This window comes from Nitrososphaerales archaeon (genome assembly GCA_032906765.1).
Taxonomy (GTDB): domain Archaea; phylum Thermoproteota; class Nitrososphaeria; order Nitrososphaerales; family Gagatemarchaeaceae; genus DASPPF01.
In genome coordinates this window covers 201,675-227,542 of sequence record JAJTZB010000002.1, presented here as the reverse complement: position 1 = coordinate 227,542, position 25,868 = coordinate 201,675, and the positions used below count along the sequence as shown (strand labels likewise).

Genomic DNA, 25,868 nt, shown 5'->3' with positions numbered 1-25,868 from the left:
TAAGAGAGAATCTCGTTAGCCGCGAAAACGAATGCTATGACGACGATGGCAGCTATCTTCTTCTTCGTCAGGAATTTCTGGTTGAATCTGAATCTTCGTTTGACCGCTATTCCACTCCCCCATCAACCGACGTTGAGCAGCATCCTAATCCCCTTCATCCACCGAGGACTTTCCAGAACCCGCGCGCGGGTTCTGTTCGGTTCACGGTTGGTTCGTCTTCCTGTTCGAACCCGTTTGGCGACCCGCATTCTGAATCACCGTTAGCCATTTGTTTTCCCCCTCTATGCGAATCCCTGCCTTCTCGGCAGGAGTTGCCCCATGAAGGCTCTCATGCGGTCGGAAGTAATTGTGGTATAGCTGGACTCCCTTGAGAATCGGGGTGTCCACCCGCTTTAGCCCCCTCATCACCTTCTCTCTGTCCCGAATCTCCCCATTCATCCTCTCCATCTTGTTGTTGTGCGTCGTGCCGTCAAGTCTGATGTCCCTGACGTGCTGGGTCTTGGGGTTGGTGTTAGTCCAGAACTCCTTGATGATGGGCTGAATGAAATGGTTTCCCCCGTCGGTTATCATCGTGAGTGGCCTCTTCCCTGCCACCCTCTTCGCTTCCGCAAATAGCGGCCTTACGTCAGCCGTGAACTTCCCGTCTGCCACCTGTTGAGAAATCCAGAAGCGTGTCTGGTCGTCCATCAAGGCGAAGACGAACTTGACGTTGCCCTTGAACTTCACGAACACCTCGTCTGCCCTCCAAGTGTTCGAGACTTGCGGGGTAATCTTGTCGAGATACTTGTCCATCAGGGCGACGTATTTCCTAATCCATTCGTAGATGGTTGAATGAGCCACTCGCACTCCGAGCAACAGCAACGCCTTCTGCGTGTTCCGTAGAGACTCCCCAGAGAAGAAGAGTTGCATTGCCGTCGTTATTGCCTTCGGGTCGTGCTTCATCCCTTCGAAGCCTACGTTGATTGTGAAGAATCTCCCACATCCTCGGCACTTGAACTTCTGGATGTCTCCCGCCTTGTTGTGCCTGATGCCCCACTTCATCAAGTCCTCAGAGCCGCATACGACGCAATCCTGAGCCTGAATCGGCATAACCCTTGTCTCTGCCTCTACCTTCTGCCTCAGAATCCATGAAATCTCAACAGCCCAAACATGCTTGCACTTCTCCCCTCGGTAGGTCGAATCGGGGCACGAGCAGGCCCACCCCGTCTCCGTTTGCTCGACTTGGTATTCCTTATCCATCCTCTGCGAGTGGACTCTGTAAGAATGGTCGTCCACCCTCTGAACCCACCCGAACTCGCGGGCGATTGCCTCACCCTTCGCTTCGCGGGCGTTGAAGGCGGGTTGCATGAACCTGTGGCTCATTCAGTCGGCCTCCATCTCGCGCCTCGCCTCGGCGTAAGCCTCGTGTTCGGCGTATTCGTCGGCGTCCATTTCGTAGCGGAGTTGTTCTGATTGCATGCCGTATGTATGGCAGTATGGCCTATATATCACTTGCCGTCTTGCCGTCTCACGGTCATTCTGTCGGTAGGGCAAGCCTTATTAACAAAAGGTTTCGCTACCGTATGCGTGGACAAGAAAGACATGGATGAAATCGTGAAGACCACGTTCAGGCTTCCCAAGTCCAAGCTGAAAGAGGTGAAGCAGTTCGGACTCGATAACGAGAAGTCCGACACAGAGATATTCCTTGAGGCCATCAACGAATACTTAGAGAAGCACGAGAGGAAGAAATGACCCCTGAAGAAGAAGCCCAGGTCGAAGCAGAGATAGCACAGGCCAAAAAGGAGACTGAAGGCGTCATAGGGAAAATCCAATCCGATATCAAATGGATGAACGAAGAGCAAGAGAAATGGTCAGGACAGGCGGAAAAGGCTAGGAAAAAGAGGAAGCACGACAACCTGTTGCTATACACTCTGTTCGCGATGCACTTTAGCTCAAACATCTTCTTGAGTGAAACCAACATCAACTTCCTTCGAGAAGTCAATAGACTTGCAATAGAATCCGTAAGAAACAGCATCAGCCTCTCGAAAGTCATAGAGAGGATTCCAGACATGGAGAAGAAGAAGGAAGAGCTAGACCAGATAATCCAAACCGAGGTGCAGAGCTTGAAGGCGATAGCAAAGAAGCTTCAGGATGCGCAAGCCGCTAGGAAGGAAGGGCAACCTTCCCAGCCACCACTTGGAGGCCCTTACGCTTGAACGACTATTTCTTGAAACTTCAAGCCATCAGTGAACTCAAGGAAATAGCGAAGATGGCAGAGGCTAACCGAGAAGCGGCAGAAATCCTCCTTTCAACTTTGGGGTGGCTCAATAGATACTGTGATGAGAACCACATAAAAGCTCCAGACGAGGATTTGGTCATCGACCAGATGGACAAGCTCCAAGCTCTCCTATCACCAAACGACGCCGAACAGAGAAAACGACCAAACGACAAGCGAACAGAACCCGCGCGCGTCACACTTTTATACTGGAAGCGCTCACGCCGTCTCGGAAACTATGGCGCCAGCGCCTTCGATGCTAATGATAGAGGATGCGCTGCAATTCGTCGGCGCCTTCGTTTCGCTATCGATAGCTTACGTCTCGTACCGTGGGGTGAAGCAGACGGACAGCCCCTCTCTGCTCAGGCTTGCAACAGCGTTCGCCCTACTCGGCTTTGGTTTCGTGATCGAGGCTTTCGTGGGTGCGGCTGTGTTCCTGCCCTGGCTGTCCGCGCTTACGGCGACCGTGGTCGTCGCAGGCTTGCTCCTTGAGACGACCGGGTACTTCTTCCTGGCGTTCTCTCACGCCGTGGACGTCATGCTGGCAAAGAGGCTGGGGCTTGCGCTGATGGTATTCCCAGTGATAACTATCTCCGGAACCCAGCTCGGCTACATTCTGGGCATCCTCTCCTTCTACTTCGTGCTCTACGGGATGGTCGAGACGCTCTACGCCTACGCTCGCACCAGGAAGCCGGACACTCTCCTGATAGCGACCGGCTTGGCTCTCCTAGGGGTGGGAACGTTCGTCCAGTGGTTATCGCTGCTATACTTCCAAGTTGACGTTCTTTCACTAATCCAGATTATAACGAGAGAGGTGGGACTTCTCATATTGTTCGTGCCCGTGCTGAAGTTCGCATTCGGAGGAGTGAAGCTCGATGGCCCAGTATAGAACCCAGGTCAGGATAATCGCTGACGTTCTCAGCACCGCCAGAGACATGAATACGGAGGGGACCGGGGTGGGCATAACGATGCTCCTGAGGAGGGGCAACATGTCGTACACCAGGATGAGCAAGCTCCTCTCTGAGCTCGTGGGCTCGGGCCTCCTGCTGGAGCTGAACAGCGAGAAGATATCGAAGTACAAGATCTCGGACAAAGGGCTGCAATACCTGGCTGCCTACGGGAACTTCGAGGACTTCGCCCAATCTTTCGGTCTCAGACTGTAGAGGGCGGCCATAATGACTGTAGCAACCAAGGACCCACTCAGAGCCCTTAAGCTGGCAACGATCCTCAACATCATCCTGCTGGCCGTCCAGGCTTGGACGGGCGACGTCGTGAGCCTGTTCGGAGCCTTCCCGAGCGGCGCGGTGAACGGCATCGGCGGGTTCTTCCAGTCCCTGCAGGCTTCAGGTCCCGGCCCACTCGCCACGTTCCACGGGGTCGAGGGTCTAATCGTCATCATTCTCTCGGTCGCCATAGCTGCGCTCTCCTTCAGGTCCAAGGCGAGGAGCGTCCGCATCGTCTCCCTCCTCGGCCTCTTCTTCGTGCTCGCTGCTGCCCTCGGCGGGTTCGAGTTCGTCTTCTCCAGCTTCCTGAACAACGGGAACTCGGCTCAGATGGGTGGCGCCTTCCTCGGCGCCTACGCCATGTACTTCCTCGTCCTCTACTATTCGAAGTAGCGAAGCGCTCACTTTCGCGCGCCTCCCCCCTCGAACACTTTCACTGCGCCGTTTCCTGTTAAATGCCAGACGCCAGTTTCAGCCTCCGGTCTGAATGGCCGGGCTCCATTATCTGCACGAACTGGACGGAGGCGGCAGGGAGAGGTTCGTCTATCTCTGCTCGAGCTGCAGCTGCGTCCTGCGCGTCAGGCAGGAGCTCAGGCCTGTGGCCGAACTCGTCGACTCCCTGGAGGGGCGGTGCCCGAGCTGCGGAGGGAGGCTGGAGGGGGCGACAGAGTGCAGGCTTGCAGCCATACCCGAGGATTGGTCTTCGATAGATTTCTCTGTCCCCAGGCAGGCAGCGAAGAAGCAGGCCTACTTCCAACAGGCCTCCTCCTTCGCGCACTTCTCCCTCGGCTTCGCGCCTCTGGACAGGCTCCTGAGGCCGCTGGCGACGAACAGGCTCGTCACCCTGGTCGGGAGCGAGTCGTCGGCGGTGGCGGAACTGGCCGCTTTCAGGGCCCAGCTGCCTCTCGATATGGGAGGCCTCGACTCGACTGTGCTCTTCATCGACGGCGGGAACAACTCCGACCCGTACCTCTTCGCCTCGTTCGCTAGGCAGCGCGGCGTCAACCCGAACGACGCCCTCAGGAGGGTCACGGGCTGCAGGGTCTTCACCATGTACCAGCTCGCGGACCTCGTCTCGAAATACCTCGCGCCTGCTGTCGAGGATTACGCTGCGCAGCTCGTGGTCATATCAGACTTGCTCGGCACTTTCAACGAGCCGGAGCTGGATGAGAGGGAGGCGAGGAGGCTCCTGAGCGGCGTCGAGCGTGGGATTGAGCAGGCGAAAAGGAAGGCGCTGGTCATCGCAACCCTCGCCTCGCCGAACAAGTACGACGAACAGGTGGCACAGTGGGCTGACACCTTGGTCAGCCTCTCATCTGACGGGGACAGGGTCCGTGCCCAACTCCTGAAGCATACGTCCAAGGGGTGCTCCGCTTCGAGCTTCACAATCGCCGACCTCCTGAGGCGGAACAGACACGACGACGCCAGGGGAGCTGAGGTGGACGAAGGGTTGACGGAACCCCTTAAGTAAGGATCCCACTTAGAGAACCTTGACGAACCATGACTGACTCTGAGACACTTGAGAACCTCTTGAAGAAGGCCATGGAGAGGCCTGGGGTAGCAGTGGTCATGAAGCTGCAGGAACAATACGAGCCGGTCCTCGCCAGGACGCGAATGAACAATAGGTCAGTGGCCACGACCAGCGTAAGTAACTCCACCTCCTGAAGGATCAGAAATCATGCCCACTTGGGGCGAAGAGCTCAAGGAACTTGCTCAGCTCCAGAAGGAGGGTCATCCTTCTCCCTTCGACTACCTGAGAAGGAAGCACCTTACTACCCTCAGTTCGTACACTAAGAGGAACATAGTATCGTATTCTTCGAGGTGGACAATCCCAACTCCCGGGATATCTCCAGAGTTGACCTCAATGACAGAAGAAGACATCTACGGCTTCATGGAGGTCTTCCATGGTCTCTCCCCGGGTCCACTTGACCTACTGCTGCATATGCCTGGTGGTTCGACAGAAGCGGTGGAAGGACTGGTAGCGTATGTTCGTTCGAAGTTCAAAGATGTGAGAGTAATCATCCCCCATGCGGCCATGTCAGCCGCAACGATGCTCGCCTGCTCTGCCAACAAGATAGTCATGGCAAGACACTCATTCATCGGACCTATCGACCCTCAACTCATCGCGATGACTCCCTTGGGTCCCCAGGCGATACCGGTGCAAGCCATCATCGACCAGTTCGAACTCGCAAAGAGTGACTGCAAGAATCCGGAACTCTTGGGAGCGTGGGCGCCTATCTTGCCACAATACGGTCCCGCTCTCGTTGTGCAGTCAAGGGACGCCTTGGCCCTTTCTGTTGAGCTAGTATCGACTTGGCTCCAAAAGTACATGTTTCGCGCTCTGCCGGATGCAAAAACCAAGGCGGAAACAGTTGCAACCAAGCTGGCGGACCATCGGCTTTTCAAGACTCATGCCCGGCACATCGACCGCGAACAGGCACGTTCTATCGGCCTCGTTATTGACGGCCTGGAGGAGGACCAAATGCTTCAGGATTTGGTTCTCTCGACTTTCCATGCCACGACTTTGACATTCCAGTTCACTCCCACTGCAAAGATAATCGAGAATCAGCTAGGCAACGCATACGTGAGACAATTCATGGTTGCGCCTCCGATTCAACCACAGGGAGAGGGTCAGAAGACATCCCAGCAACCATCCGTTCCCAGCGGCTGAGCCTCTGGAGGCCGCGTTACGGCCGACTTGGCAGAACCACTTCTACTCTCCATCTTGACACTTCCGCTTATCTCCCTCCTCACGAATAGTTTCATCGCACCGTCTGACGTTAAATGCGAGCGAGGAGTTTGAGGAGTCATGGGCAGGACAGTGCCGTCCTTCAGGATAGCCGAGGCCCAGGAAGTCGGCGAGTGGAGGGCTTTCAGGAAGGCGCTCCCGAGGAGGGAGAGACCTGTCTTCGACGAGATGCTGAGCACCGCACGGCTGTACACGTCGGCGTCATCAGCTGCGGTCCGTACCTCGCGGTTCGAGGGCATGGCGATGGCCATCGTCTTCCACCACTACAGGCTTCTGGCACACATGGCTGGAGTGATTGCAGAAATCAGGCGAAGGGAGGGTCGCGAATGACGCTCTCGGATTCCGAGGTCGTGGAGGAGATTGAGAGCTGGAGGCGCTTCGCCGACTCGCTCAGAGCAGACGACAGGGAGCTCTTCAAGGAGATGATGAGGCTCTGCTACGAATACATCCCTGCAATGCAGGCGAGGGCCTCCCCAGCCCCGAGCGAGCCTCTCTTCATGAGCCTCCTGCTGACGCAGCACAAGACGATCAAGTGGTTGACGCGCGAAGTCGAGAAGCTGAGGGCTGAGAAGGATGAAGGGCTGGGTACTTGACCTCTATCCGGGCCGGCCTGGGGAGATGGTCGTCTGGCTCAAGGACGAGAAGGGCGAGGCGGTCAGGCTTGTTGACCACTGGTCACCCTCCATCTACATAGCCGCAGACGACAGGGCAGACCTCGGCGTCCCGCTCAAGGTGGTCGGCCAAGAGCTGGCGTGGGTGCGGGTGGTCCGAAGGTACGAGAGAATCACCGATCAGGAGACGACCGAGGTCGTGGAGGTAGGGGTGAAGGACGCGAGGAGGGTCCAGCAGCTCGCCGGACGGATAGAAAGGCTGGGTCCATTCGGTACCTACAGGCTCTACAACGCTGACGTCCCGCCCAACCAGAGCTACCTCTACGAGAAGGACCTCTTTCCGCTGGCCTACTGCGAAGTGGAGCCTGGGCCCGACGGGCTCGACTGGAGGCTCGACGACGACGTGATGTCCTACGACTACCGGCTACCGTCCCTTCGGATTCTGGGCCTGGACGTCGTGGTTGACAGGCAGGGGAAGATGCCGAAGAGTACTGACAGAATCAAGGAGGCGAGGCTGAAGGGTGAGGAGGGCGAGCTCACTATAGACTCCGGGTCGGAGGCCGACAAGATACTCGAGCTTGTAAGGGCTGTGAAGAATCTCGACCCCGACTTCATAACCACCAGGGACGGCGACACCTTCCTGTTCCCGTACCTGGTCATGAGGGCCGAGGTCAACGGCGTCTCGGAGCAGCTCAGCCTCGACAGGGACGGAACGATGCTGAGGCTCCCTGCCAAAAAGGGCACCTCCTTCTTCAGCTACGGCAAGATACACTACAAGCCCTCGGCCATCAAGCTCCAGGGCAGGGTCCACATCGACACCTCGAGCTCCTTCTCCTACTCGGAGGCAGGCTTCCACGGCCTCTTCGAGCTGAGCAGGATCTGCAGGATGCCGCTCCAGACTGCCGGGAGGGCGAGCATAGGCAAGGCCCTCTCCAGCATCCAGTTCTACCAGGCCTTCAAGAGGGGTATTCTCATACCGTGGAAGCCGACCCTGGCGGAGCGCTTCAAGGACAGAGGCGAGCTACTGGTGGCCGACAGGGGCGGCTTCATCTTCGAGCCGAAGATGGGCCTGCACGAGGGCGTTGCCGAATTAGACTTCAATTCGCTCTATCCCAGCATCATGCTCAGGAGGAACATCTCCGCCGAGACGGTCAGGTGCTCCTGCTGCCCGGACTCGGACAACAGGGTCCCAGAGCTCGGTTGGAACGTCTGCAAGAAGAGGATCGGGATTGTCCCCAGGTCAATGGAGATAATCGTGGAGAAGCGGCTGAGGTATAAGGAGCTCAAGAAGAACTCCACGGGCGCGGAGCGGGAAAAGTACGACCAGTGCCTGGCCGCCCTCAAGTGGGTCGGGGTGGCGACATTCGGCTACCTCGGCTTCAATAACGCGAAGTTCGGCCGCATAGACGCTCACATCGCTGTCTGCGCCTGGGACAGGAAGATACTGGTCGACGCAGCGAGGGTGGCAGAGCGCAGGGGTTTCGAAGTCATCCACGGCATAGTGGACTCGCTCTGGCTGAAGAGAGAAGGTGCCGAGGAGGCCGACTACCTTGAACTGAAGGCAGAGATAGAGGCAGAGACAGGCTTCCCGCTATCTTTCGAGGGCATATACAAGTGGATAGCCTTCCTGCCATCCAAGGTTGACGCAGGGCTTCCGGTCCTGAACAGGTACTTCGGCGCCTATCGGGGCGGGGGGCTGAAGGTGAGGGGGATAGAGGCGAGGCGCCACGACACGCCTCTTCTCTTCAAGCGATGCCAGATGGAGATTCTCCGCATCCTGGCGGATGGGGACACAGTCGAGGATGCGAGGAAGAGGCTCCCGCAGTGTGTCTTGGCCTTCGAGAAATATGCCAATGTCATCGAAGAGCGCGGCGCCCCGGCCGAGGAGATGGCATTCGCCATGAACCTCTCGAAGAGACCAGAGGAGTACGTCAACAGGACGCTCCAGTCGTCTGTAGCGAGGCAACTGGCGGAGAAGGGGGTCGACCTTCACGCGGGCGAGGGTGTCAGATACGTGATCAGAGACTACCAGTCAAGCGGCTCGAGGAGGGCGGTCCCGGTCGATTTCGAAGAGGCGATTGAGTACGACACGAAGAGGTACGTCAGACTGCTGGCGGAGGCGTGCGCGTCAGTTCTGAAGGAGTTCGACCAACGGTACGGCGCAACCTTCCTCGTCCGCCAGCACGAGTGCACGTCCACGATAAGCTGAAGCGGTAGGTAGGGCAACGAAACCAGTTTATACATCCTTTCCGAGCCATCGCACGTCAGTAATGATAGGAATGGTTGGAGCGGGCAGGATCGGCACCGCGGTCGCGCTTGAGGTTGCTTCCGCTGGGGTCGACGACATTGCGCTCGTGGACATAATCCCGGGTCTGGCAGAGGGGGAGGCGCTCGACATAAGCCACAGGCTCTCCGACGCGGGTGTTGACGTCAACGTCACAGGTTCGACGGACTACTCCACCTTGAAGGGAGCAGAGGTCGTGGTGATATCGGCCGGTCTCGCCAGAAAGCCCGGCATGACGAGGATGGACCTCCTCTCGAAGAACTCGGGCATTATCGGGTCCGTTGCGAAGGACGTGGCCAAGAACGTGCCGGACTCAATCATCGTGATGGTCACGAACCCGATGGACGTGATGACCTTCATCGCGCTGAAAACCTCCGGCTTCCCGAAGAAGAGGGTGGTCGGCATGGGAGGTATCCTCGACAACTCCAGGTTCAAGTACGTCCTGGCGAAGAAGCTCGGCGTTTCTCGGGCGTCGATTACATCGTTAGTCATGGGTGAACACGGCGAGAACATGATCCCGGTAGCGAGCCACACGTACATCGGCGGCGTCCCGCTCACGACGCTCCTCTCCGACGAGGAGGTCCTACAGACGATAGAGGACACGAGGAAGGTGGCTGCCGAGGTCATCTCTAAGAAGGGAGCGACCGTCATCGCTCCCGGCAGGTGCGTCGCCAGGATGGTGGAGGCCATCGTCCTCGACAAGAAGGAGGTGCTTGCAGCTTCGACGTATCTCGAAGGCGAGTACGGGTTGAGCGGCCTCTGCATCGGAGTCCCGATCAAGCTGGGGAAGGGCGGCGTGGAGAAGATTTACGAGCTGAAGCTCTCCGACCGGGAGAGAGATTGGTTCAACAAGGGAGCAGACACGCTCCGTGAAGCGATAGCGAGCATCCCGCAGGCCTAGGCTGCTGGCTCCTGCTGAGCCAAGCCGCGCCAATCACAACGCTAAAGAACCATCAGAGTCGGCCGACGTTTCAGATGCTCATCATCGCCCTCTTGAAGGGCGTGCCCGCACGCACTACTCAGGTGGTCCAGGTGGGAGGCGTCTTGAACAGGGAGGCGATGGACATAGTCCTCAACCCCCACGACTCGAAGTCGATAGAGGCGGCAGACTTTGTGAAGCGGAGGGTGGGCGGAAAGATCGTCGCGCTGAGCATGGGCCCAGACATGAAGCTCATCCCCATAATGAAGCCACTTTTCGACGCGGAGGTCTACGGCGTGGACGAGGAGTGCGTTCTCAGCGACAGGAAGATGGCCGGCTCCGACACACTCGCGACGGCATACGCCGTTGTGCTGGGAATCAGGAAGGTCCTCGAGAGGCACACCAAGCCGATCGACCAGCTGGTCGAGGCAATCAGGAAGTACGGCTACTCGGACGCAGTACGGGCGAAGGCGGCAGAACTCTACAACTCCGACCTCCTTCCCAACCGAATCTACTCTCAGCTCCCATCTGTGCGGGACAGCATCGTCCAGACTTTCCTTGAAGGGAAGCTGACTGCCGAGCAGGCCGTCGCCATGCTCGAGAAGGAGAAGGAGGCACTTTCAAGGTTCATCATCGTGTCTGGGATAAAGACGACAGACGGGGAGACTGGCAGCGTCGGTCCTCAGGTCTCGGAGGGTGTCTCGGAGCTTCTGGGAAAGGTCGTCCCCCACGCGACCTACGTCGAAGACTTCGACGTCGACCCTGACACGCTGCTAGTCGAGTCGGAGCGCAAGATTGGTTCGCTTTCGCAGAGGTTGGAGATGGAACTCCCCGCCCTCCTGACCATCTCGACGGAGTACAGGCCAAGGGGACCGACGGCTTCAGACCAGACGAGAGTGCGCTACAACAACTACCGTGGGAAAGTTCTCCAGGCAATCAAGTGGACAGCGGACGACCTGGGTGCGGACCCCCAGAGGCTAGGCCTCGCAGGGTCTCCAACGATTGTCGGACCAGGGATAGAGATTGGCAAGCCGCCCGTGCAGAAGTTGGTCGGGAGGAGCAATGTCTTCGTCGGCCATTCAGACGAGGTCGAATTCGAAGGGAAGAAGTTTGGACCGTTCGACAGGGGAGACCTCGCGGACGGCCTCCCTATCGGCCTGCTGCAGCAGCTTACGGCAAGGGGTCTGACGGGCTCCTTCACCTACGAGATGATGAGGGAGGACCTCTTCAAATGAGCGATGGACCGACGGACGTCTGGGTATACCTGCAGCACGACGCTCACGGCCTGACGAGGGAATCGCTCGAGCTGATAGCGGCCGGGAGGAAGGTCGCTGACACACTCAAGCAGGACGTCGTAGGCGTAATCATAGGGCATAGGGTCAGGGGGATGGCGGAGCAGGCGATCCAGTACGGCGCAGACGAGGTCCTCTACGTCGACTCGCCCGAGTTCGAGACGTACTTCAACTTGCGCTACATCGACGCCGTCCACTCGATGATCGTCGCCAAGAATCCGTACATATTCCTCTTCGTTGCCAACGAGCTGGGCAAGGACATAGCGGCCAGGATAGCCTACCGCGTCAGGACTGGCCTGGCCACGGACAACGTCCAGCTCGAGATAGAGGACTACTTCAACCCGCAGCTCAAGGAGAACTTCAAGAACCTGCTGATCCAGATTCGCCCCGACTTCGGTACCAGGCTCGCGCGCATCTACACTCCCAAGACGAGGCCGCAGATGGCGACAGTCAGGCCGGGAAACTTCATTCCTCTTGAACCAGACCCGAAGCGGAAAGGCCGTTTGGAGGAGTTCAACGCGGAGCTCAAGGAGTATCCCGCCAAAGTCAAGGAGGTGGTGGAGCTCCCGAAGCCGCCCGTCGACTTGGCAGGGTCGGACGTCGTGATCTGTCTCGGGCTCGGGGTCCTCAATGACAAGTCGGGGAAGGCAAGGAACCCGAAGGACGCCTACAATCTGGCCGTGGAGCTCAAGAGCGTCTTCGAGAACAAGTACGCCATGAAGGCCGAGATCGGCGCCACAAGGTCTTTGATCTATGCCGAGGTGAAAGAGCTTCAAGGCCTCCTTGACAGATACCACCAGATAGGCCAGACAGGAGCCACCGTCAGCCCCAAGCTCTACTTCGCCTTCGGCGTCAGCGGTGCCCTTCAGCACAGGGTTGGCATGTCAAGGTCGAGGAAGATAGTCGCCATCAACACTGACCCGAACGCGCCTATCCTTCAGATGGCCCACTACCCGATTGTCGGCGACCTATACGAGGAACTGCCGAAACTGATTCACCTTCTGGGAGGAGATAGAGCTGCGGTCTGAGTTCGACGCCATAGTCGTCGGTGCGGGGCCGGCCGGCTCGGCCGCTGCTCTGGCACTCGCACGGAAGGGGATGAACGTTCTCACCCTGGACAAGGGCAAGATACCGGGCGAGAGGAACATGACTGGCGGGGTCCTCTACGGCGACTTCGACGGGAGCCACGGGATGGTCAACCTTCTTCCTAATTACGAGACCGCAGCGCCGCTGCAGAGGAAGATTCTCTCCCACGAAGTTGTCCTCCTGTCCGACCCGGACTACTCGAGTGGGAGTGCTCGCTACTCCAAGCTGACCAAGGGCTCCCTGGCCGCGAAGCTGGGTTTCTTCTATATGGACTTCGATACGGGCCACGACCACTCGGTACTCCGGAGGTCTTTCGATCGATGGTTCGCTGAGACCGCTGTCGAGGCGGGCGCTATGCTCTCGACGGAGACGACCGCTGAGGAGCTCCTGATTGAAGAGAACAGGGTGGTGGGGGTCAGGACTACAAAGGAGGAGCTGAGGGCGAACGTCGTCATCGACGCGTCTGGCGTCGCGTCCAGCCTTGTCGAGCAGGCTGGTCTGCGGAGCAATCTGGTGCCAAGACAGCTGTATCACGGGATCAAGAGGGTTTACAAACTGGACGAGGGGACCATCGAGAAGAGGTTCAAGGTGAGGAGCGGCGAGGGCCGGGCCATCTTCTTCCTCGGCAACTTCATGCACGACATCGGGGGAGGCGCGTTCATCTACACAAACAGGGACACGCTATCGGTCGGGTTGGTAGTCTCGATGGACTCGCTCATCAGGGCGACCACGGAGCACTTTGACAAGGTCGGCAAGCTGGTCGACGTGCAAGACGAGTTCGAGAGGCACCCCATGGTCGCGGAGCTCCTCGACGGCGCTGAGGCGCTAGAATACTCGGCCCACAACATCCCCAAGGGCTTCAAGTGCATCCTGAAGCGGCCGTACTCGGACGGTTTCATGGTCGCCGGCGACGCGCTCGGCGCCTTCGTCAAGATTGGTCCGATGATAGACGGCATGAGGAGGGCCGTGGCTTCGGGCATGATGGCGGCCGAGGCCTACCTTGCCGCTGCGCCGTCTGATTCGTTCAGGGCAAGGAACCTCTCAAGGTACAGGGACCTGCTAACTCCCGTTTACGAGGACGTAAACAGGTCGGGGCGCGACAGCTTCATCTCAGAGAGTTCACTCGTGTATCACACCCTGCCCCGGGTCGTCTTCGGGACCAGACTGCTCACGAAGACACACAAGTTCAGCGCGGCGTCTTCTGGGCCTATCGTCAAGGACGCGATGCAGAGGGTCCAGGAGGGCACGAGCCTTCTGACGTACGACGAGGATGAATCGTACTCCCACATCATCGTCGATACTGTCCTCGCATCGAAGTCCATCACCAAGCCGTGGGTCCCGACCTGCCCAGTCAACTGCTACACGCTGGTCACGGCCAAGGGGGTGTTCGCCTCCTACAAGGACCTCTACGAGCACAACCTGACCCAGCTTCGGGAGAAAGGAGGTGACGAAGATTCGCTCAGAACGAAGGCGTTCCGTCTGACCCAGCAGGACGTTTCCGAAGGCCAGCTCAAGTTCGACCACGTCGCCTGCGTAGGTTGCGGTACTTGCGGCGCCATCGGCCCGAGGGAGATGGTCCTCTTCAGGCACGAGAAGGACGGGTATGGCGTGCGGTACAAGTACGGCTGAGCGCTTCGCCATCCAGTAGTCTGGAGGGTATTCTGCGCTTGCCAGAACTACGTTCACCCCCTGCTCCTGGACGCAAAGCCATGACGGACTCGGAGCGCGGGGTCCAGCCTCAAGGAGAGCCCTTCTCGGATTCGGGTCTGCAAGCTTAAATTGAGAACGGAAAGGGCGAGTGAGTCACCGATGTCCTATCCCTACCTCGAGAGGCTGGAGAGAACAATCAAGCAGCACGAGGGGTGGAGGCTCGGCGAGTGCCTCAACCTCATCCCATCCGAGAACCGCAGCAGTCCCCTTTCTCGGCACATGTTCACCACCGACCTTGGGAACAGGTACACCGCTCCTGACAGGTTCTACAGGGGTACGAGGTACCTAGACGAGCTCGTTTCTCTCTCTGAGGAGATCGCACGGAAGACCTTCAACGCCAGGTACGCAGACGTGAGGCCCCTCTCTGGCCACACAGCGGACATGGCCGTCATCCTTTCACTGACCCAGCCGGGGGACAAGATCCTCTCAGTCTCACCCGAAAACGGCGGCTATCCGGGGATTTCTCACCTCGGCTTCGGCAAGATAATGGGCCTGGAGAACCTCTACTTCCCGTTCAACGACGCAACTGTGAACATTGCCACGAGGGAGGCAAGGGCGCTCATCAAGGAGGCGAAGCCCAGAATCGTCTTCTTCGGCGCCAGTTTCATGCCGTTCCCGCACCCGACCAAGGAGCTTTCAACAGCGAGCGGCGGTTCCACATACGTCTACGACGGTTCCCACGTGCTTGGGTTGATAGCCGGCGGCGAGTTCCAGGATCCTCTCAGGGAGGGATGTTCGCTACTGATCGGTTCCACGCACAAGAGCCTTCCCGGCCCACAGGGTGGGATCATGGTCTCGAACAACGAGGAGGTATTCTCCAAGGTGTCCGGCAAGATCTTCCCTGGAATTGTTGACAACATCCACCTCAACAGGGTGGCGGCGCTCGCGGTCACTCTGCTCGAGATGATGCAGTTCGGCAAGGCCTACGCGCAGGCCGTCGTGAAGAACTCGCAGGTCCTCGCAAAGGGCCTGGACCAGAGGGGCATCAAGGTCAGGGGCGCAGTCGCCGGTTTCTCAAAGTCGCACCAGGTCTTGCTCGACTACGACATGAAGAAGCTGCAGTTCATCGCCGAGAGGCTCGAGTCTTCGAACATCATCATCGACAACGCCGGCAGGGTGGGGACTTCGGAGCTCACGAGAATGGGATTCGGGCCGGGAGAGATGGACAAGGTAGCAGAGCTAATGAGCTTGGCGATACTCGGCAAGAAGCCGTCGGACGTGGTCAAGAAGCAGGTGAAGTCGCTGGTCAAGGGCTTCAGGGAGCCCAAGTACGTGCTGAAGTCGGTGCCGAAGGTCCTCGAACCCTAGCTACTTGTGGACTATCCCAAGGGAGGCGTCGGTCGCCTTCATGGACTGCTCCCTGGTGTAGCCCCCGTTGAGCGCTCGGATGGCGTCTATGTTCTCCGGGACCACTATCGCTTCCTGGTGGACGGCCAGGAACATGTACGCCTCCCCGCCAACCACGCTGACGGAATCCCTCCAGACCGTTGCTTCGTAGACGTCGTTCCTCGGGCGGCCCATCTCCCTCGCCCAGTCCATCACGCTCGCGGTCGACTTGAACCCTGACTTGCCGTCCACCAGCTGGATCCTTGGCGCGCCCTCGAGCGCCTTGACGACTTCCTCCTTGGTGGCCTGCTTCTTCAGGGTCAGGATCAGGCTGTGGAGGTGCATGTGGGTCGTCGGTACCTTGAATGCCATGGTAACGATGTCGAGCCCCTTGAGGACAGACTGAACGTCGGGCCCGTGGTGAGAGGGGAGCGTCGTCGGGTCGAGGACTACTGCGTCTATGGGGCCCTTGCCCGTCTCGTCTGGGTCGGCCGCCCTCCTAGCCAGGACAGCTCTCGCCCTTGCTATCCCCACCGCCGAGTCAACGGCGTGGAGCGTCCTGCAGAGTCCCGTCGTGTTGCAGCTCACGACTCTGACCATGCTCTTGCCCACAGCCTCTTCGAAGTTGCACTGAGCGACGAACGACAGCCCTGTCACCTCGTGCTCCTCGCCACCCTGGAAGACCGCCTTGACGCCGGCCTGTTCGTAGATTCGCTTGTTGACTGCGCCCACGTCCTCCGGCGACGCGTCGACTACGACGTCCACACGCTGGAGGAGGTCGTTGAGCGTCCCCTTGACATTGTACCCTGCGCCCTTGAAGACCTCCAAGCTCTTGAGGTCTACGGCGTAAAGGTCCAGACCCTTCTCCACCGCTATCCTGGACTTGTAATCGGGCTTCGTCTTCGTCACCCCAACGAGCTTCATGTCGCCCTGTTTGGAGACGGCGTCGGCCACCCTCCGCCCTATCGTCCCGAAGCCGTTGACGCCTACCCTGATCACGCCTCTCTTTCTCCTGTCAAGGCCAATTAAGACTTCCCCGCCTGCTTGCCCCACTTCTCCGCCGCCCGCTCCAGGGCATCGATCAAAGGCAGCCGCTTCCCCGCCAGGTATTGGACCAGCGCACCGCCCGCTGTGCTCCTGTGGTCAATCTGGTCGCGGATACCGTATTTCTGGAGAGCAGACGACAGGTGCCCTCCGCTGATGATCGTTGTCCCCAGCGACGACGCCATCGCCATGAGCAGGCTCTCCGTCCCCGAGCTGAACTCCTCCCATTCGAACGCGCCAGGGGGCCCGCTCATGAAGACCGTCCCCGCTCCCTTGATGAACCTGGCGTAGTGCTCAACCGTCTTCTCTCCTATGTCCATTATCTGCTCCTGTCCCTTCAGGTCGGAGACGGCCACTTCCTTCCTGCTCCCGTCAACCTGCGCCCCCAGGTCTGTCGGTAGCCCGTACCTCCCCGGCTCATCGTCGAGGAGCTGCTTCGCCCTCGCGACGAGCTTCTGCTCGTTGTCTATCCCGAGGTCTCCCTTGTACTTCCCAGCCGCCTTGAGGAAGACCATCCCTACCAGCCCGCACAAAAGCACCTTGTCAGCCCTGCCGTTCGCTATCAGGGCGTCGATAGCCTCCAGCCGGTCGCCAACCTTGGCGCCGCCGAGGACCGTGACGTACGGCCCCTTCTCTACAGACGAGATTATGTCCAGCGTGCGAAGCTCCTTCGCGACGACCCTGCCCGCGCAGGTGGGCAGCAGGCCGGCGAAGCCGACTATCGTTGGCGAGGCCCTGTGGGCAGTCGAAAACGCGTCGAGGACGCAGGCGTCGAGGTGCGGCTTCAGCCTGGAGACCAGAATGGTCTTCTCCGCCTCGCTCGGCTTGTACTCTTGGTTCTCCTCTGCCGTGAACCTGAGATTGTCGAGGAGGAGCACCTCGCCGCTCTTGAGCGAGTCGATGCTCTCCAGCGCGGCAGGACCGAAGACGTCGTCAGCGAACTTGACGGTTTTCCCCAGGATCGACTGCAGGACTCGGGCGTGCGGCGCCAAACCGACGTAGTCCGACCTGCCGACCCTCCCTTGGTGGGAGGCGACAACAACCTTGGACTCTGCGAGGTCCCGGATGGTCATTGAGGCCTCTTCCAGCCTAGCCTGTTCGATCAGTTTGCCCGTGTCGGGGTGGATTGGGGTGTTAATGTCGACCCTCAGGAAGACGCGCTTGTCCCGAAGCTCCAGGTCTTCGAGCGTCAGCATCTTGGTGGGCATTGGGGCCTGAGCTCGACGGAGCCTCCTTCTGATTATATGCGTTGCTACCCGGCTGCTCTCCGCCTTTTCCCCTCGTATCCGTTCGGCTCCTTTCCCCCGGGGAATCTTTCCCTGGCACGGCTTACCCTGGCTCGGCGGACGTGTCTAGGGATGACCGGAGTTGGTCGTGTTAAGATAACGTGCAGGCGCTTGGCGCTGCATCGGTCGGGGGCCATCTTAACACGATTTTAGTCCCCAAGGGGCGCGCGACAGGGCTCCGTCTAGGCGCTTGGGCTGCCAAGCTCTTATGTAGGCTGAGCGAATGCTCGCCGTCATTGTCCAACCTGCTCTACACCATTCTCATCGGACTGGTCCAGGGCGTCAGCGAGTGGCTCCCGGTAAGCAGCAAGACTCAGGTCCTATTGGTCTCGAGTTATCTCTACTCTCTCCCCGTTAGTGTCGCCTTCGTCTTCGGGCTCTTCATGGAGGTGGGCTCAATCGGTTCCGCAGTGATCTACTTCAGGAAGGATATCCTTCTGCTGCTGCGTGACAGGAAACTGCTCGCGTACCTCGTCGTTGTCACTCTTGTCACTGGTGCGGTAGGGGTGCCCCTCTACCTGCTCAGCGAGAGGCTCCTACAGAACGCGTACAACCTCGGGATACCGATGGCGGTGCTGGGCGTTTTCCTCGTCGTAGACGCCATTTACATCAGATACTCGCGGCTGCCGCCCCGCATCGGCGGTCTCCCCGAAATGAAGTTGAAGCACTACGTAGCGATCGGCTTGGCGCAGGGGCTATCCGCGCTGCCCGGCGTCTCGCGCTCGGGCATGACGGTCTCGACAATGCTCTTCATGGGCGTGGACCCGAAGGACGCGTTCAGGCTGTCCTATCTCGCATACATTCCTGCAGCCCTAGGAGGTCTTGCCACAACACTCCTCTTCAGCAGAGGAGAGATTGCGACGGCTCTGGCCGTGGTCGACCCGGCCGGAGTGGCAGTGGCCGCTGTGACGGCACTCGTGGTTGGGCTCCTCGTCATCTCGCTTCTGCTCAGGTTCGCAAAGCGGAACAACATCTATGTGGTGACGCTGGCGATTGGGCTGATCGCCCTGGTGATAGGGATGCTTGCGGCCGTGGGAACGGCCTGAGGCCGCGAAGCGTTTTAAGACGGCCCGGCCCAACTTCTCGGATTGCACAACGAGACGCTGACGAACGTCTTTTGGGGTGTCTTCCTGATATGGTTCGGAGTTCTCCTCGCAACGCTGGGAGGGAATCCGATAGCAGCCGTCAACGCTCCGCTCTTCGCTCTCGGGACAGGCCTTCTCCTCCTGGCCCTCAACTTCGTCAGGTCTGCGCTGCGCCTGAAGCTCAGCGTGTTAACAATCGGCTTGGGCGCACTCCTGACAGTAATCTACGCGCCTGTAGTCTTCTTCGGAATTGGCGTACCCTTCCTTCCAGCGCTGTTGATCATTGTCGGCGTGGCTCTGATCATAGGCGCCTTCAAGTCGAGGAATATCCTCTAGCCTTTACTTCGCGACGAGCTCGTTCCAGCCCCTTGCTAGCTGCCATGTCTGCTTGACGAAACCACCCTGCGGGGGTCTCTCGGAGATTGCTTGGAGGCGGAGCTGATAGACAGCGGCTGTCTTCCTCCTCTTGGCGTCCCAGATCAGGACGTTCCTGTCAATGAAGCCAAGGTCGAGCAGCTTCCTGAGCAGCTTCGTGTAGAAGTTGTGGTAGCTGTACTTCACGCCGCTCTTCCCGGACTGTAGCTCCTTGGCGAAGAAGCGGAGCTCCCTCTTCGTCATGGCAAGGTTCTGGTTGGCCTTCATCCTGGTTATCAGAAGCCTTGCGGCAGCCAATGTGTCCTTTCTGTCCCCAAAGAGAACCTTGAGGACGTCTCCTGAGTTGACGTTCTTCTCGTTCCAGTACAGCTTGATGCTCTTCGGGGGCATTGGGCGTGCGCTCTAGTTCGCGAAGTCGGATAATTAGGTTGCTTGTCCCACCGCTAGCATCGAGCTTGATATCAAGCTCGAGTCCCTAGGCCCCGAACAGGTGGGCCCGGAGGTGAACGGTGTACGCCTCGTCGTAGGGCGTGATGAACGGGCAGAACGGGCACTGCTTCAAGTTCGGTGGCAACTGGTTCTTCCTCTTCGAACGCCTATCTGCCGGCTTCGGCGAATGAACCACTATCCGGCCTTTGACCTGCTCCAGCGAGTAGCCAGGACCCTCGGCCTTCGAAATGAATTCCTTTACGATCGAGAGGACCGCGTCTGGCTCGAGCTCCCCGTCATTGAGCTGGTCCACCACGAGGTCGTCCCCCCTCGAGAGAGCGAGCGCGGAGCCCGCCAGCCTTTCCGATATCTTTGATGCGAGCACCAGCTTCTCGTTGGCTGTCAGCTCCGAGCAGTCTATCACTATCACTGTTGGTGCTTCGGTTGTGCCTTTCATACGCCTTGCCTTCGGGGACCTCGAACTCGGGCAGGGAGCCCCTGGAAGTCGAAACCTATCCTTGCTCGGCAGCCTGACCGCAATAGCCTTCGTATTCCCGGTCATGCTCGTCAAGGTCGAAGGGGGCCGCGGCCAAGCGGGGTAGAGCGGTCGGACTGCCCCAGCGGAGAAAAAGCCCCCTCTGGCCCATTCGCCCACCCGCTAGCAGTTCCCCTGTAGGGTCCAGAAGGTATCCCTCTGGTCTAAACGTATAGTGTATCCTGCAGGGTAACCAGACAGCCCGTGGGACCAAACAATGGTGATGTCCAAGAAGGGGTACTTTTCGAACGCAGCTCGTGTCCCTTGGAGGGAACGGCAGAGAGTGCCCGGTTCCAGTGAAAACGGGCCAATTAGTCCACGCTCGCCGAACGCCTGGGCTGGGTGCCTCCTGGGCTGCTATACCATGGGGTCGCGGGGCCCAACATGGCCTTCCGAAGTGGTCTACAGCCCTCTAAGGCGCCTTGTCCTGGCGGACCGCGACTTGAGGTCGTCCATCGTGAGCCTGGGGTCCTTCGCCTGCAACTCCCCGAGCTCCAGTGCTTGCTCAACCCTCTTCACTTCACGTTCCAGCGCCTTGTTGACTATGGCACCGGGTCGTATGCGGAGCCTTATCATCTTGACCCGCAGGTCCTCGTCTATCTTCACGCACAGCTCTGCCTTTCTTTCCTTTCCTGCCTTCATGAAGGTGCATCGGCCAGAGGTACTTGGACGCTCCCTTTAGATCAAGGAAATCAGGCGTATTTCCAATATTGACGACTTCGCCCCATGAAATAGCACCAGCAGCTCATCCGGGGCGGACGATGGAATCTGAGCATGGTAGCGAACGCACCCGCGGCGCTAGGACAGAATCTCTGCTTCCTTGATTCCCTTGAAGTCGGGGTCACCCGTCAGAACCTTCGCTCCAAGTTTCTTCGCAAGCTGAAGTACGTATGAATCAGCGAGACTGAAGTTCGGTCGGCGAGGCTTCAGCTGGGAGTGGAGGAGCCCAGTCTGAGTAGCGTCCTCGAGGCCTGGAATCCCGACTCTTGAGAGTGTGGTGATGGCGCTTGCCGCAACGCGGCCGTCCTTTCCCGACCTTCCCGCCCTTGAAACCACCTCCGACAGCGTAATCAGGCTGGTCCAAACCTCTGCGTTCCCCTCGATCATTTCCCTGACCCTCCCCCCGGCCTTGGTTCCGTCCAAGTACTCGACCCATGCCCAGGCGTCAAGCACAAGCTTATTCATGCGTGTCCAGCTCGTCCTCATGCGTGAAAGGTCCGATGCCCGGGAAAGCGCCAAACCAGCTCCTCCTTGCTTTCCGAACCTCAACTTCTAGGAGTTCGCCTTCTAGGATCTCCTCCTGTTCCACAGCTTCCTTCGGAATTCTCACCATGATCGACCCTCCTATCCGGCGAGCCTTGGTAAGCGTCTTGGTCACAAGGACGGAGGGAAACCCCTGCCTAATAAATGTTATCCATAAGGTTATACTCAGTTGAATATCGGGTAATACAGACCCGCTCTACGACATCGACGTTGATATCGACGTCGATGCGACTTCCCCCTTCCCGGCAATGAAGAAGACGAAGAACCCCACAATCCCGACCACGTACAGCGCGCTTGCGATGAAGAACGGCAACTGCAAGAGCCCGACTCCGAGGATGTATCCGCCGAAGTATGTGCTGACGCTGTTGGGCAGCCTGAACATAATGTTCGTGAGCCCACTCACGAGCCCCCTCTGTTCCGCAGGGAAGATGCTCATCGAGAACGAATCAAGCAGAGGGCTGGCCATGTTCATCAGGCCCGACCTAACGATATAGAACGCGGCCGCGACCCAGACGTTGGGGAGGAATGCCATTGCGAGCATGAACGCCATCGACGAGCCCATAGCGAGCATAATCGCCATCATCTGCCCGAACCTGACCGCTAGCCTTGGGCTGGCGAATGCAGCAAGGCCGACCAGGATGCTCGAGACCGCGAGCACGGGTCCGCTGTAGCTGTCGCCGACGTTGAACCTGTAGAGGAACCAAGTCCCGATGAGAGGAATGATGAACCCGGCCCCGAACCCGATCGTGCTCCCGACGAAACCTAGCTTGGCGAGGGTACTCGCGTTCTTCAGACCGCCCCACTTGTGGGCTGGGTTGTGCGTTTCCTTGTGGCCCCTGAGAAGCAAGAAGGCCATGGCGGGCGTAACGACGCTCGTGGAGCCCAGCACCAGGAGCGCGCCTCTGTGGACTTCGTAGCTGCTGGCGGAAAGGAGGGCCTCAAGATACGGAAAGGCTCCGGGTAGGGCCAAGCCGACCCCGGAAGCTATGGTGATCATCACGAAAGAGAGGGAGAAGACCTTGTTCCTGTTGCTAGCGTCCGTCATGTCAGCCAGAAGCGCGTTCCATGTGGTTACAGATGCGCCCTCTGCGTAGCCCAGAATGCCGCTTGCGAAGACGAGGAGGAGGAAGTTCGTTGTCAGGCCGAAAACTACAAGGCCGCAGGTGCCAGCGAACGCACTAGACACTAGAAGCAACTTCCTCCCGTACACGTCCGAGACTATCCCGAGGGGTATCGCGGTCGCTATCGCGAAGATGCCTTGGATCGTAATCAGGAGACCGACCTGCACGGCGGTGAAGCCGACCGTGGGCAGCCAAGCGCTGATTACCACTTGCAGCAGGCCGATGGCGAGGAAGAGGGGCACAAATGAAATGACGAGAAGGGAGACCCTCAGTGGCACTTTGGTCTCGGCCATGGTTGATGGCAAATGAGTTCTTGGGTTAAAGATTCGCGTCGGTTATCGCGGGCGTGGCTCATCGACCTTGACAACAACGTCGATAGTATGTCTGCCGCTGGTTTAGCTGTGGTCGGTTGTTGGCAGTTCCCGGGGACCACAGCTGCGAATTCCTCTTCACCCGGGCTTGGTGCAGCTACCGCGACCCGACGCCGAAGATCCTTTGGATCATCTGGACGACGCCCGAAGGACCCTCAGTCTGAAAGTAGAAATCGAGGTTCTTCAGTGCTTTGGGCCGGTTAGCACCCCTGCCCAGCCTCGCGGCAGGCCTGTTGCTGCAATTCTCGAGGACGGAGCCCGCGAAGGCCGCGCTGTCCTCGGGCGACCCCGAGAAGGAGCATCGGAATGAAATCGTCTCGCCAGAATCCACGTCCCTTGCCAGCCAGAGGTAGGATGGGCCGCCGCCTATCCTTATCACAGACTCGTCGATCGCTACGAACCTCCTATGTTTGCGTTCCCCCTTGGGCAGGAGGCTGGCGATTCTTAGGTAGCTGTCCCTCACGGCGATGAACGACATTCCACCGAGCATGACTGCGGCCTCCCGGTACGAAACGCCTGAGGCCACGAGCGCGGCGGCCAGAACCTTGCTCTTTACGCCAACCTTGTTCCTCTTGAACGCACGGTTCGAGACAGCCCAGTCGATAAGAAGGTCCAGAGCGTCCGGGACGCCTTCCTCTCCCTCGTACATGCGTTAAGATTGAGCTGGCCGATACTATCTCCAGCAGAGCCAAGTTATCTTAACGCGCCGCTCAAAAGAGACTGACTGTGGGCTCGGCCGGCGGCTGCGAACCGCGGCTGGAGGATGGGACGAGCCGCCCGGAGGGGGGCGGGGGATGGGCAAGGAAGGCCCGGGGGGCGGGGAGCCGACGAGGCGGGTGCAAACAATAAGGCCGCCGGGACAGAAGCGGCGCCTTGGCCGGTCGGCGGAGGCGACGACCCGCTTTGCTGGAAAGAGAAGGCCTCCATCAGGTTCGAGGAATGGCAGTCTGTAGCCATGCAGGGGAGACCGAAGACCTTCTCGATAAAGGAGGGGATAGAGGCATGAGAGGCGAAGGTATGGTCGACGAAGCCGTGCCTGGCGTAAGGAGAGACCACGATCATGGGCACCCGGAACCCGAAGGTATCGTTCGGGGGTGCCACGTGGTCGAAGTAGCCGCCCCCCTCGTCCCAGGTCAGGAGTATTGCCGTCGAGTTCCAGGAACTGCTCCGTTGGATTCCTGTGATTATGCTCTTCACCCACTCCATGCCCGTGGTGATGTTGTATGGGGGGTGCCCGCTGAGCTCGTCGGTAGGGGGCATCACGTACGCGACAGAAGGGAGACCCCCCTTGGCTAGGTCGTCAAGGAAGAATAAGGTAGACTTCATAGGCAGGTTGTGCGGTGACAGTGGGAGCGGGTTGAATCCTGAGAAGATGCAGCAGTATCCGGTGTAGTAAGCCCAGGAAACGTTCTTCGCATTGAGGAGGTCGAATATCGTCTTGGTAAGGGGCAGGCCGTCGTAGTGGCTTTGGCTGCGGGTGTCGTTGTAGTTCCACCCGGCGATGGCCACTATGTGGTTCGGGAGGGATGACCCCAAAAAGCCGCTGAAGTAATTGTCAAGGAGCGTGTAGTTCTGTGCGAGGTCCCAGAAGTACGAGATGGGCGCTCTGGCGTACGTCCCGAAAGCCTCCGGGTCGGTCCATCCGTCCATCCTACCGCCGTCGTAGTCAGCGGTGAGACACGCCACGGTGTGGCAGAGGTCGTGCGCCGAGGACGTCATCGTGAAGACCTTCGCCCTAGCCGCGGGCGTGTCGTTGGTCACTCCGTTCGCCCCCGGGAAAGTCCCGAAGAGGTTGTCGAAGGTGTGGTTCTCCACCATCATGACGACCACGTGCTTGATCGGAATAGGGGTCACCTGCGGTGCTATGGTGGGGGCGGGAATGAACGAGAGCAGGACCACGAATGCGAGCGCCAGGGCTAGAATCGAGGGGAACACAACGCGCCTCAGCGTAAGCAGCATCTATCCCTGCGGGGAGGAAAGGGTATTTCAGCGCTTCCCTAATGCGCCTCTATCTTGTAGTGAGCGGGCGTCCTTCCCGCGGTGAAGCCTACCCGAAACCGAAGAGGACGAATACGAAGACGGCGGCGAGGGGGACGAAGACGGCTGCCCACCTCGGCTTGCTCCACGCGAAGACCTTGGCGCCGTCCAGCGGCATCACAGGGAGGAGGTTGAACAGGGCGAGGAAGACGTTCACGAAGACCCCTTCCGAGCCGAGCGCGGACCAGAACGAGAAGGGCGGCGAGATGAAGAGGATGGGCAGGAAGACCGCTGCGACAGCCACGTTGGTGAGGGGACCAGCCAAGGATATCTTGCCGTTCTCCGACTGTGAGATGTTCATCCCCGAGATGTACGTGGCTCCCGGGGCCGCAAAGATGAAGCCAATCAGAGAGGTGATTAGGGCGAGGACGAGGCCGAGCGGCCACATCCTGAACTCCGCCCAGTACCCGTACCTCTGTGCGGTGAACTTGTGGCTCAGCTCGTGGAGCACGAAGCCGGAGCCGACGGTGATAAGCGAAATCAGGAAGACGCTGGCGACCTCACCAGGACTGCCGGCAAAGAGAGCAGGCAAGTTGCCGAGACCCCCCCTCTGAAAGGCGAGGAAAAAGGCGAACCCGAGCCCGAACCACGCCACGAATATGTCGCGCACCTCAACTTTGGAGAAGATGTGCGCCGCGGTCGGCCTGGGGGCAGTGTAGCTGGGGGTCGTATCGCTCCAGCTGAAGGTGGTTGGGGGAGGCGCCACGATCAGCCTCTTCTGGGTGAGGTCGCCCTTGCACTGGTGAGCCTCCGGGAGCCTATGGTTGGCGCAGAGAACGCCGCCGCAGTAGTTGCAAACGAAAGGTAGCGACTCCTCTGCCCCACAGAACTCGCACTTCAAGTCGAAAAAGCACCCTGGTAAACTTGT

30 protein-coding genes are annotated in these 25,868 nt (G+C 59.0%); 18 read left to right on the top strand and 12 right to left on the bottom strand.

The features are described from left to right. Positions 1-201 precede the first annotated feature (201 nt). A complete protein-coding gene (locus LYZ69_03510; GenBank protein MDV3277519.1) occupies positions 202-1,362 on the bottom strand; it encodes a DDE-type integrase/transposase/recombinase in 1,161 nt (386 codons plus the stop codon). Positions 1,363-1,566: 204 nt separating this feature from the next. On the opposite strand from LYZ69_03510, the gene LYZ69_03505 reads away from it, so the two are divergent. The 16 genes from LYZ69_03505 (at position 1,567) to LYZ69_03430 (ending at position 15,436) form a co-directional block, all read left to right on the top strand. Further along, positions 1,567-1,731 carry a hypothetical protein gene (locus LYZ69_03505; GenBank protein MDV3277518.1) on the top strand — a complete coding sequence of 55 codons (165 nt, stop codon included), beginning with the start codon at positions 1,567-1,569 and terminating at the stop codon, positions 1,729-1,731. Further along, entirely contained in the window at positions 1,728-2,195 is a 468-nt protein-coding gene (locus LYZ69_03500) for a hypothetical protein (protein MDV3277517.1), read from the top strand. Before LYZ69_03505 ends, LYZ69_03500 begins: the two co-directional genes overlap by 4 nt. A gap of 297 nt (positions 2,196-2,492) precedes the next feature. Next, positions 2,493-3,143, top strand: a complete 651-nt coding sequence (locus tag LYZ69_03495; protein MDV3277516.1) for a hypothetical protein — start codon at positions 2,493-2,495, stop codon at positions 3,141-3,143. After that, on the top strand, positions 3,130-3,417 hold the full coding sequence (locus LYZ69_03490; protein MDV3277515.1) for a hypothetical protein: 288 nt from the start codon (positions 3,130-3,132) through the stop codon (positions 3,415-3,417). The genes LYZ69_03495 and LYZ69_03490 overlap by 14 nt, the downstream gene beginning before the upstream one ends. Before the next feature lie 12 nt (positions 3,418-3,429). Continuing rightward, positions 3,430-3,870, top strand: coding sequence for a hypothetical protein (locus LYZ69_03485; protein MDV3277514.1), 441 nt, complete (start codon positions 3,430-3,432; stop codon positions 3,868-3,870). 94 nt (positions 3,871-3,964) lie between these two features. Then, positions 3,965-4,948 (top strand): hypothetical protein, encoded by a 984-nt coding sequence (locus tag LYZ69_03480; protein ID MDV3277513.1) that lies wholly within the window; start codon positions 3,965-3,967, stop codon positions 4,946-4,948. Positions 4,949-4,977: 29 nt separating this feature from the next. Next, positions 4,978-5,142, top strand: coding sequence for a hypothetical protein (locus LYZ69_03475; GenBank protein MDV3277512.1), 165 nt, complete (start codon positions 4,978-4,980; stop codon positions 5,140-5,142). A gap of 13 nt (positions 5,143-5,155) precedes the next feature. Beyond that, entirely contained in the window at positions 5,156-6,148 is a 993-nt protein-coding gene (locus LYZ69_03470) for a hypothetical protein (protein ID MDV3277511.1), read from the top strand. Positions 6,149-6,286: 138 nt separating this feature from the next. Further along, positions 6,287-6,556: a hypothetical protein gene (locus LYZ69_03465; protein MDV3277510.1), complete on the top strand. Its 270-nt coding sequence runs from the start codon at positions 6,287-6,289 to the stop codon at positions 6,554-6,556. Beyond that, complete coding sequence (locus LYZ69_03460; protein ID MDV3277509.1) at positions 6,553-6,819, top strand: hypothetical protein; 267 nt, start codon at positions 6,553-6,555, stop codon at positions 6,817-6,819. Before LYZ69_03465 ends, LYZ69_03460 begins: the two co-directional genes overlap by 4 nt. Further along, positions 6,800-9,046, top strand: a complete 2,247-nt coding sequence (locus tag LYZ69_03455) for a hypothetical protein (protein ID MDV3277508.1) — start codon at positions 6,800-6,802, stop codon at positions 9,044-9,046. The genes LYZ69_03460 and LYZ69_03455 overlap by 20 nt, the downstream gene beginning before the upstream one ends. Before the next feature lie 61 nt (positions 9,047-9,107). Beyond that, positions 9,108-10,022, top strand: coding sequence for a malate dehydrogenase (locus tag LYZ69_03450; GenBank protein MDV3277507.1), 915 nt, complete (start codon positions 9,108-9,110; stop codon positions 10,020-10,022). Between the two features lie 74 nt (positions 10,023-10,096). Next, positions 10,097-11,275 (top strand): hypothetical protein, encoded by a 1,179-nt coding sequence (locus LYZ69_03445; GenBank protein MDV3277506.1) that lies wholly within the window; start codon positions 10,097-10,099, stop codon positions 11,273-11,275. Further along, positions 11,272-12,360 carry an electron transfer flavoprotein subunit alpha/FixB family protein gene (locus LYZ69_03440; GenBank protein ID MDV3277505.1) on the top strand — a complete coding sequence of 363 codons (1,089 nt, stop codon included), beginning with the start codon at positions 11,272-11,274 and terminating at the stop codon, positions 12,358-12,360. Before LYZ69_03445 ends, LYZ69_03440 begins: the two co-directional genes overlap by 4 nt. A 49-nt stretch (positions 12,361-12,409) precedes the next feature. Beyond that, positions 12,410-14,047 carry a hypothetical protein gene (locus LYZ69_03435; protein ID MDV3277504.1) on the top strand — a complete coding sequence of 546 codons (1,638 nt, stop codon included), beginning with the start codon at positions 12,410-12,412 and terminating at the stop codon, positions 14,045-14,047. Between the two features lie 180 nt (positions 14,048-14,227). Next, positions 14,228-15,436, top strand: coding sequence for a hypothetical protein (locus tag LYZ69_03430; protein ID MDV3277503.1), 1,209 nt, complete (start codon positions 14,228-14,230; stop codon positions 15,434-15,436). Here LYZ69_03430 and LYZ69_03425 read toward each other — a convergent pair whose 3' ends face one another. Together LYZ69_03425 and pgk are read right to left on the bottom strand one after the other, a co-directional pair. Continuing rightward, entirely contained in the window at positions 15,437-16,453 is a 1,017-nt protein-coding gene (locus tag LYZ69_03425) for a type II glyceraldehyde-3-phosphate dehydrogenase (protein MDV3277502.1), read from the bottom strand. Between the two features lie 26 nt (positions 16,454-16,479). Next, complete coding sequence (gene pgk, locus LYZ69_03420) at positions 16,480-17,706, bottom strand: phosphoglycerate kinase (GenBank protein ID MDV3277501.1); 1,227 nt, start codon at positions 17,704-17,706, stop codon at positions 16,480-16,482. Positions 17,707-18,020: 314 nt separating this feature from the next. Between pgk and LYZ69_03415 the strand changes: the two genes are divergently transcribed. Together LYZ69_03415 and LYZ69_03410 are read left to right on the top strand one after the other, a co-directional pair. Continuing rightward, complete coding sequence (locus tag LYZ69_03415) at positions 18,021-18,830, top strand: hypothetical protein (GenBank protein MDV3277500.1); 810 nt, start codon at positions 18,021-18,023, stop codon at positions 18,828-18,830. Positions 18,831-18,872: 42 nt separating this feature from the next. Next, the gene (locus LYZ69_03410; protein MDV3277499.1) at positions 18,873-19,205 is read left to right on the top strand and encodes a hypothetical protein; all 333 of its coding nucleotides are present in this window, start codon (positions 18,873-18,875) and stop codon (positions 19,203-19,205) included. A gap of 3 nt (positions 19,206-19,208) precedes the next feature. On the opposite strand, the gene LYZ69_03405 is transcribed toward LYZ69_03410, so the two are convergent. The 9 genes from LYZ69_03405 to LYZ69_03365 form a co-directional block, all read right to left on the bottom strand. Then, a complete protein-coding gene (locus LYZ69_03405) occupies positions 19,209-19,634 on the bottom strand; it encodes a hypothetical protein (GenBank protein ID MDV3277498.1) in 426 nt (141 codons plus the stop codon). An 85-nt stretch (positions 19,635-19,719) separates the two neighbouring features. Beyond that, positions 19,720-20,130 (bottom strand): hypothetical protein, encoded by a 411-nt coding sequence (locus LYZ69_03400; protein ID MDV3277497.1) that lies wholly within the window; start codon positions 20,128-20,130, stop codon positions 19,720-19,722. Positions 20,131-20,610: 480 nt separating this feature from the next. Next, positions 20,611-20,850 (bottom strand): hypothetical protein, encoded by a 240-nt coding sequence (locus LYZ69_03395; GenBank protein ID MDV3277496.1) that lies wholly within the window; start codon positions 20,848-20,850, stop codon positions 20,611-20,613. A gap of 156 nt (positions 20,851-21,006) precedes the next feature. Continuing rightward, complete coding sequence (locus tag LYZ69_03390; GenBank protein MDV3277495.1) at positions 21,007-21,393, bottom strand: PIN domain-containing protein; 387 nt, start codon at positions 21,391-21,393, stop codon at positions 21,007-21,009. Then, complete coding sequence (locus LYZ69_03385; protein MDV3277494.1) at positions 21,386-21,586, bottom strand: AbrB/MazE/SpoVT family DNA-binding domain-containing protein; 201 nt, start codon at positions 21,584-21,586, stop codon at positions 21,386-21,388. The genes LYZ69_03390 and LYZ69_03385 overlap by 8 nt, the downstream gene beginning before the upstream one ends. A gap of 81 nt (positions 21,587-21,667) precedes the next feature. Further along, on the bottom strand, positions 21,668-22,885 hold the full coding sequence (locus LYZ69_03380) for an MFS transporter (GenBank protein MDV3277493.1): 1,218 nt from the start codon (positions 22,883-22,885) through the stop codon (positions 21,668-21,670). Positions 22,886-23,060: 175 nt separating this feature from the next. Continuing rightward, entirely contained in the window at positions 23,061-23,612 is a 552-nt protein-coding gene (locus LYZ69_03375; protein ID MDV3277492.1) for a hypothetical protein, read from the bottom strand. A 44-nt stretch (positions 23,613-23,656) separates the two neighbouring features. Next, positions 23,657-24,922 carry a hypothetical protein gene (locus tag LYZ69_03370; GenBank protein ID MDV3277491.1) on the bottom strand — a complete coding sequence of 422 codons (1,266 nt, stop codon included), beginning with the start codon at positions 24,920-24,922 and terminating at the stop codon, positions 23,657-23,659. An 88-nt stretch (positions 24,923-25,010) separates the two neighbouring features. After that, positions 25,011-25,841 (bottom strand): hypothetical protein, encoded by an 831-nt coding sequence (locus LYZ69_03365; protein ID MDV3277490.1) that lies wholly within the window; start codon positions 25,839-25,841, stop codon positions 25,011-25,013. Between the last annotated feature and the right edge of the window lie 27 nt (positions 25,842-25,868).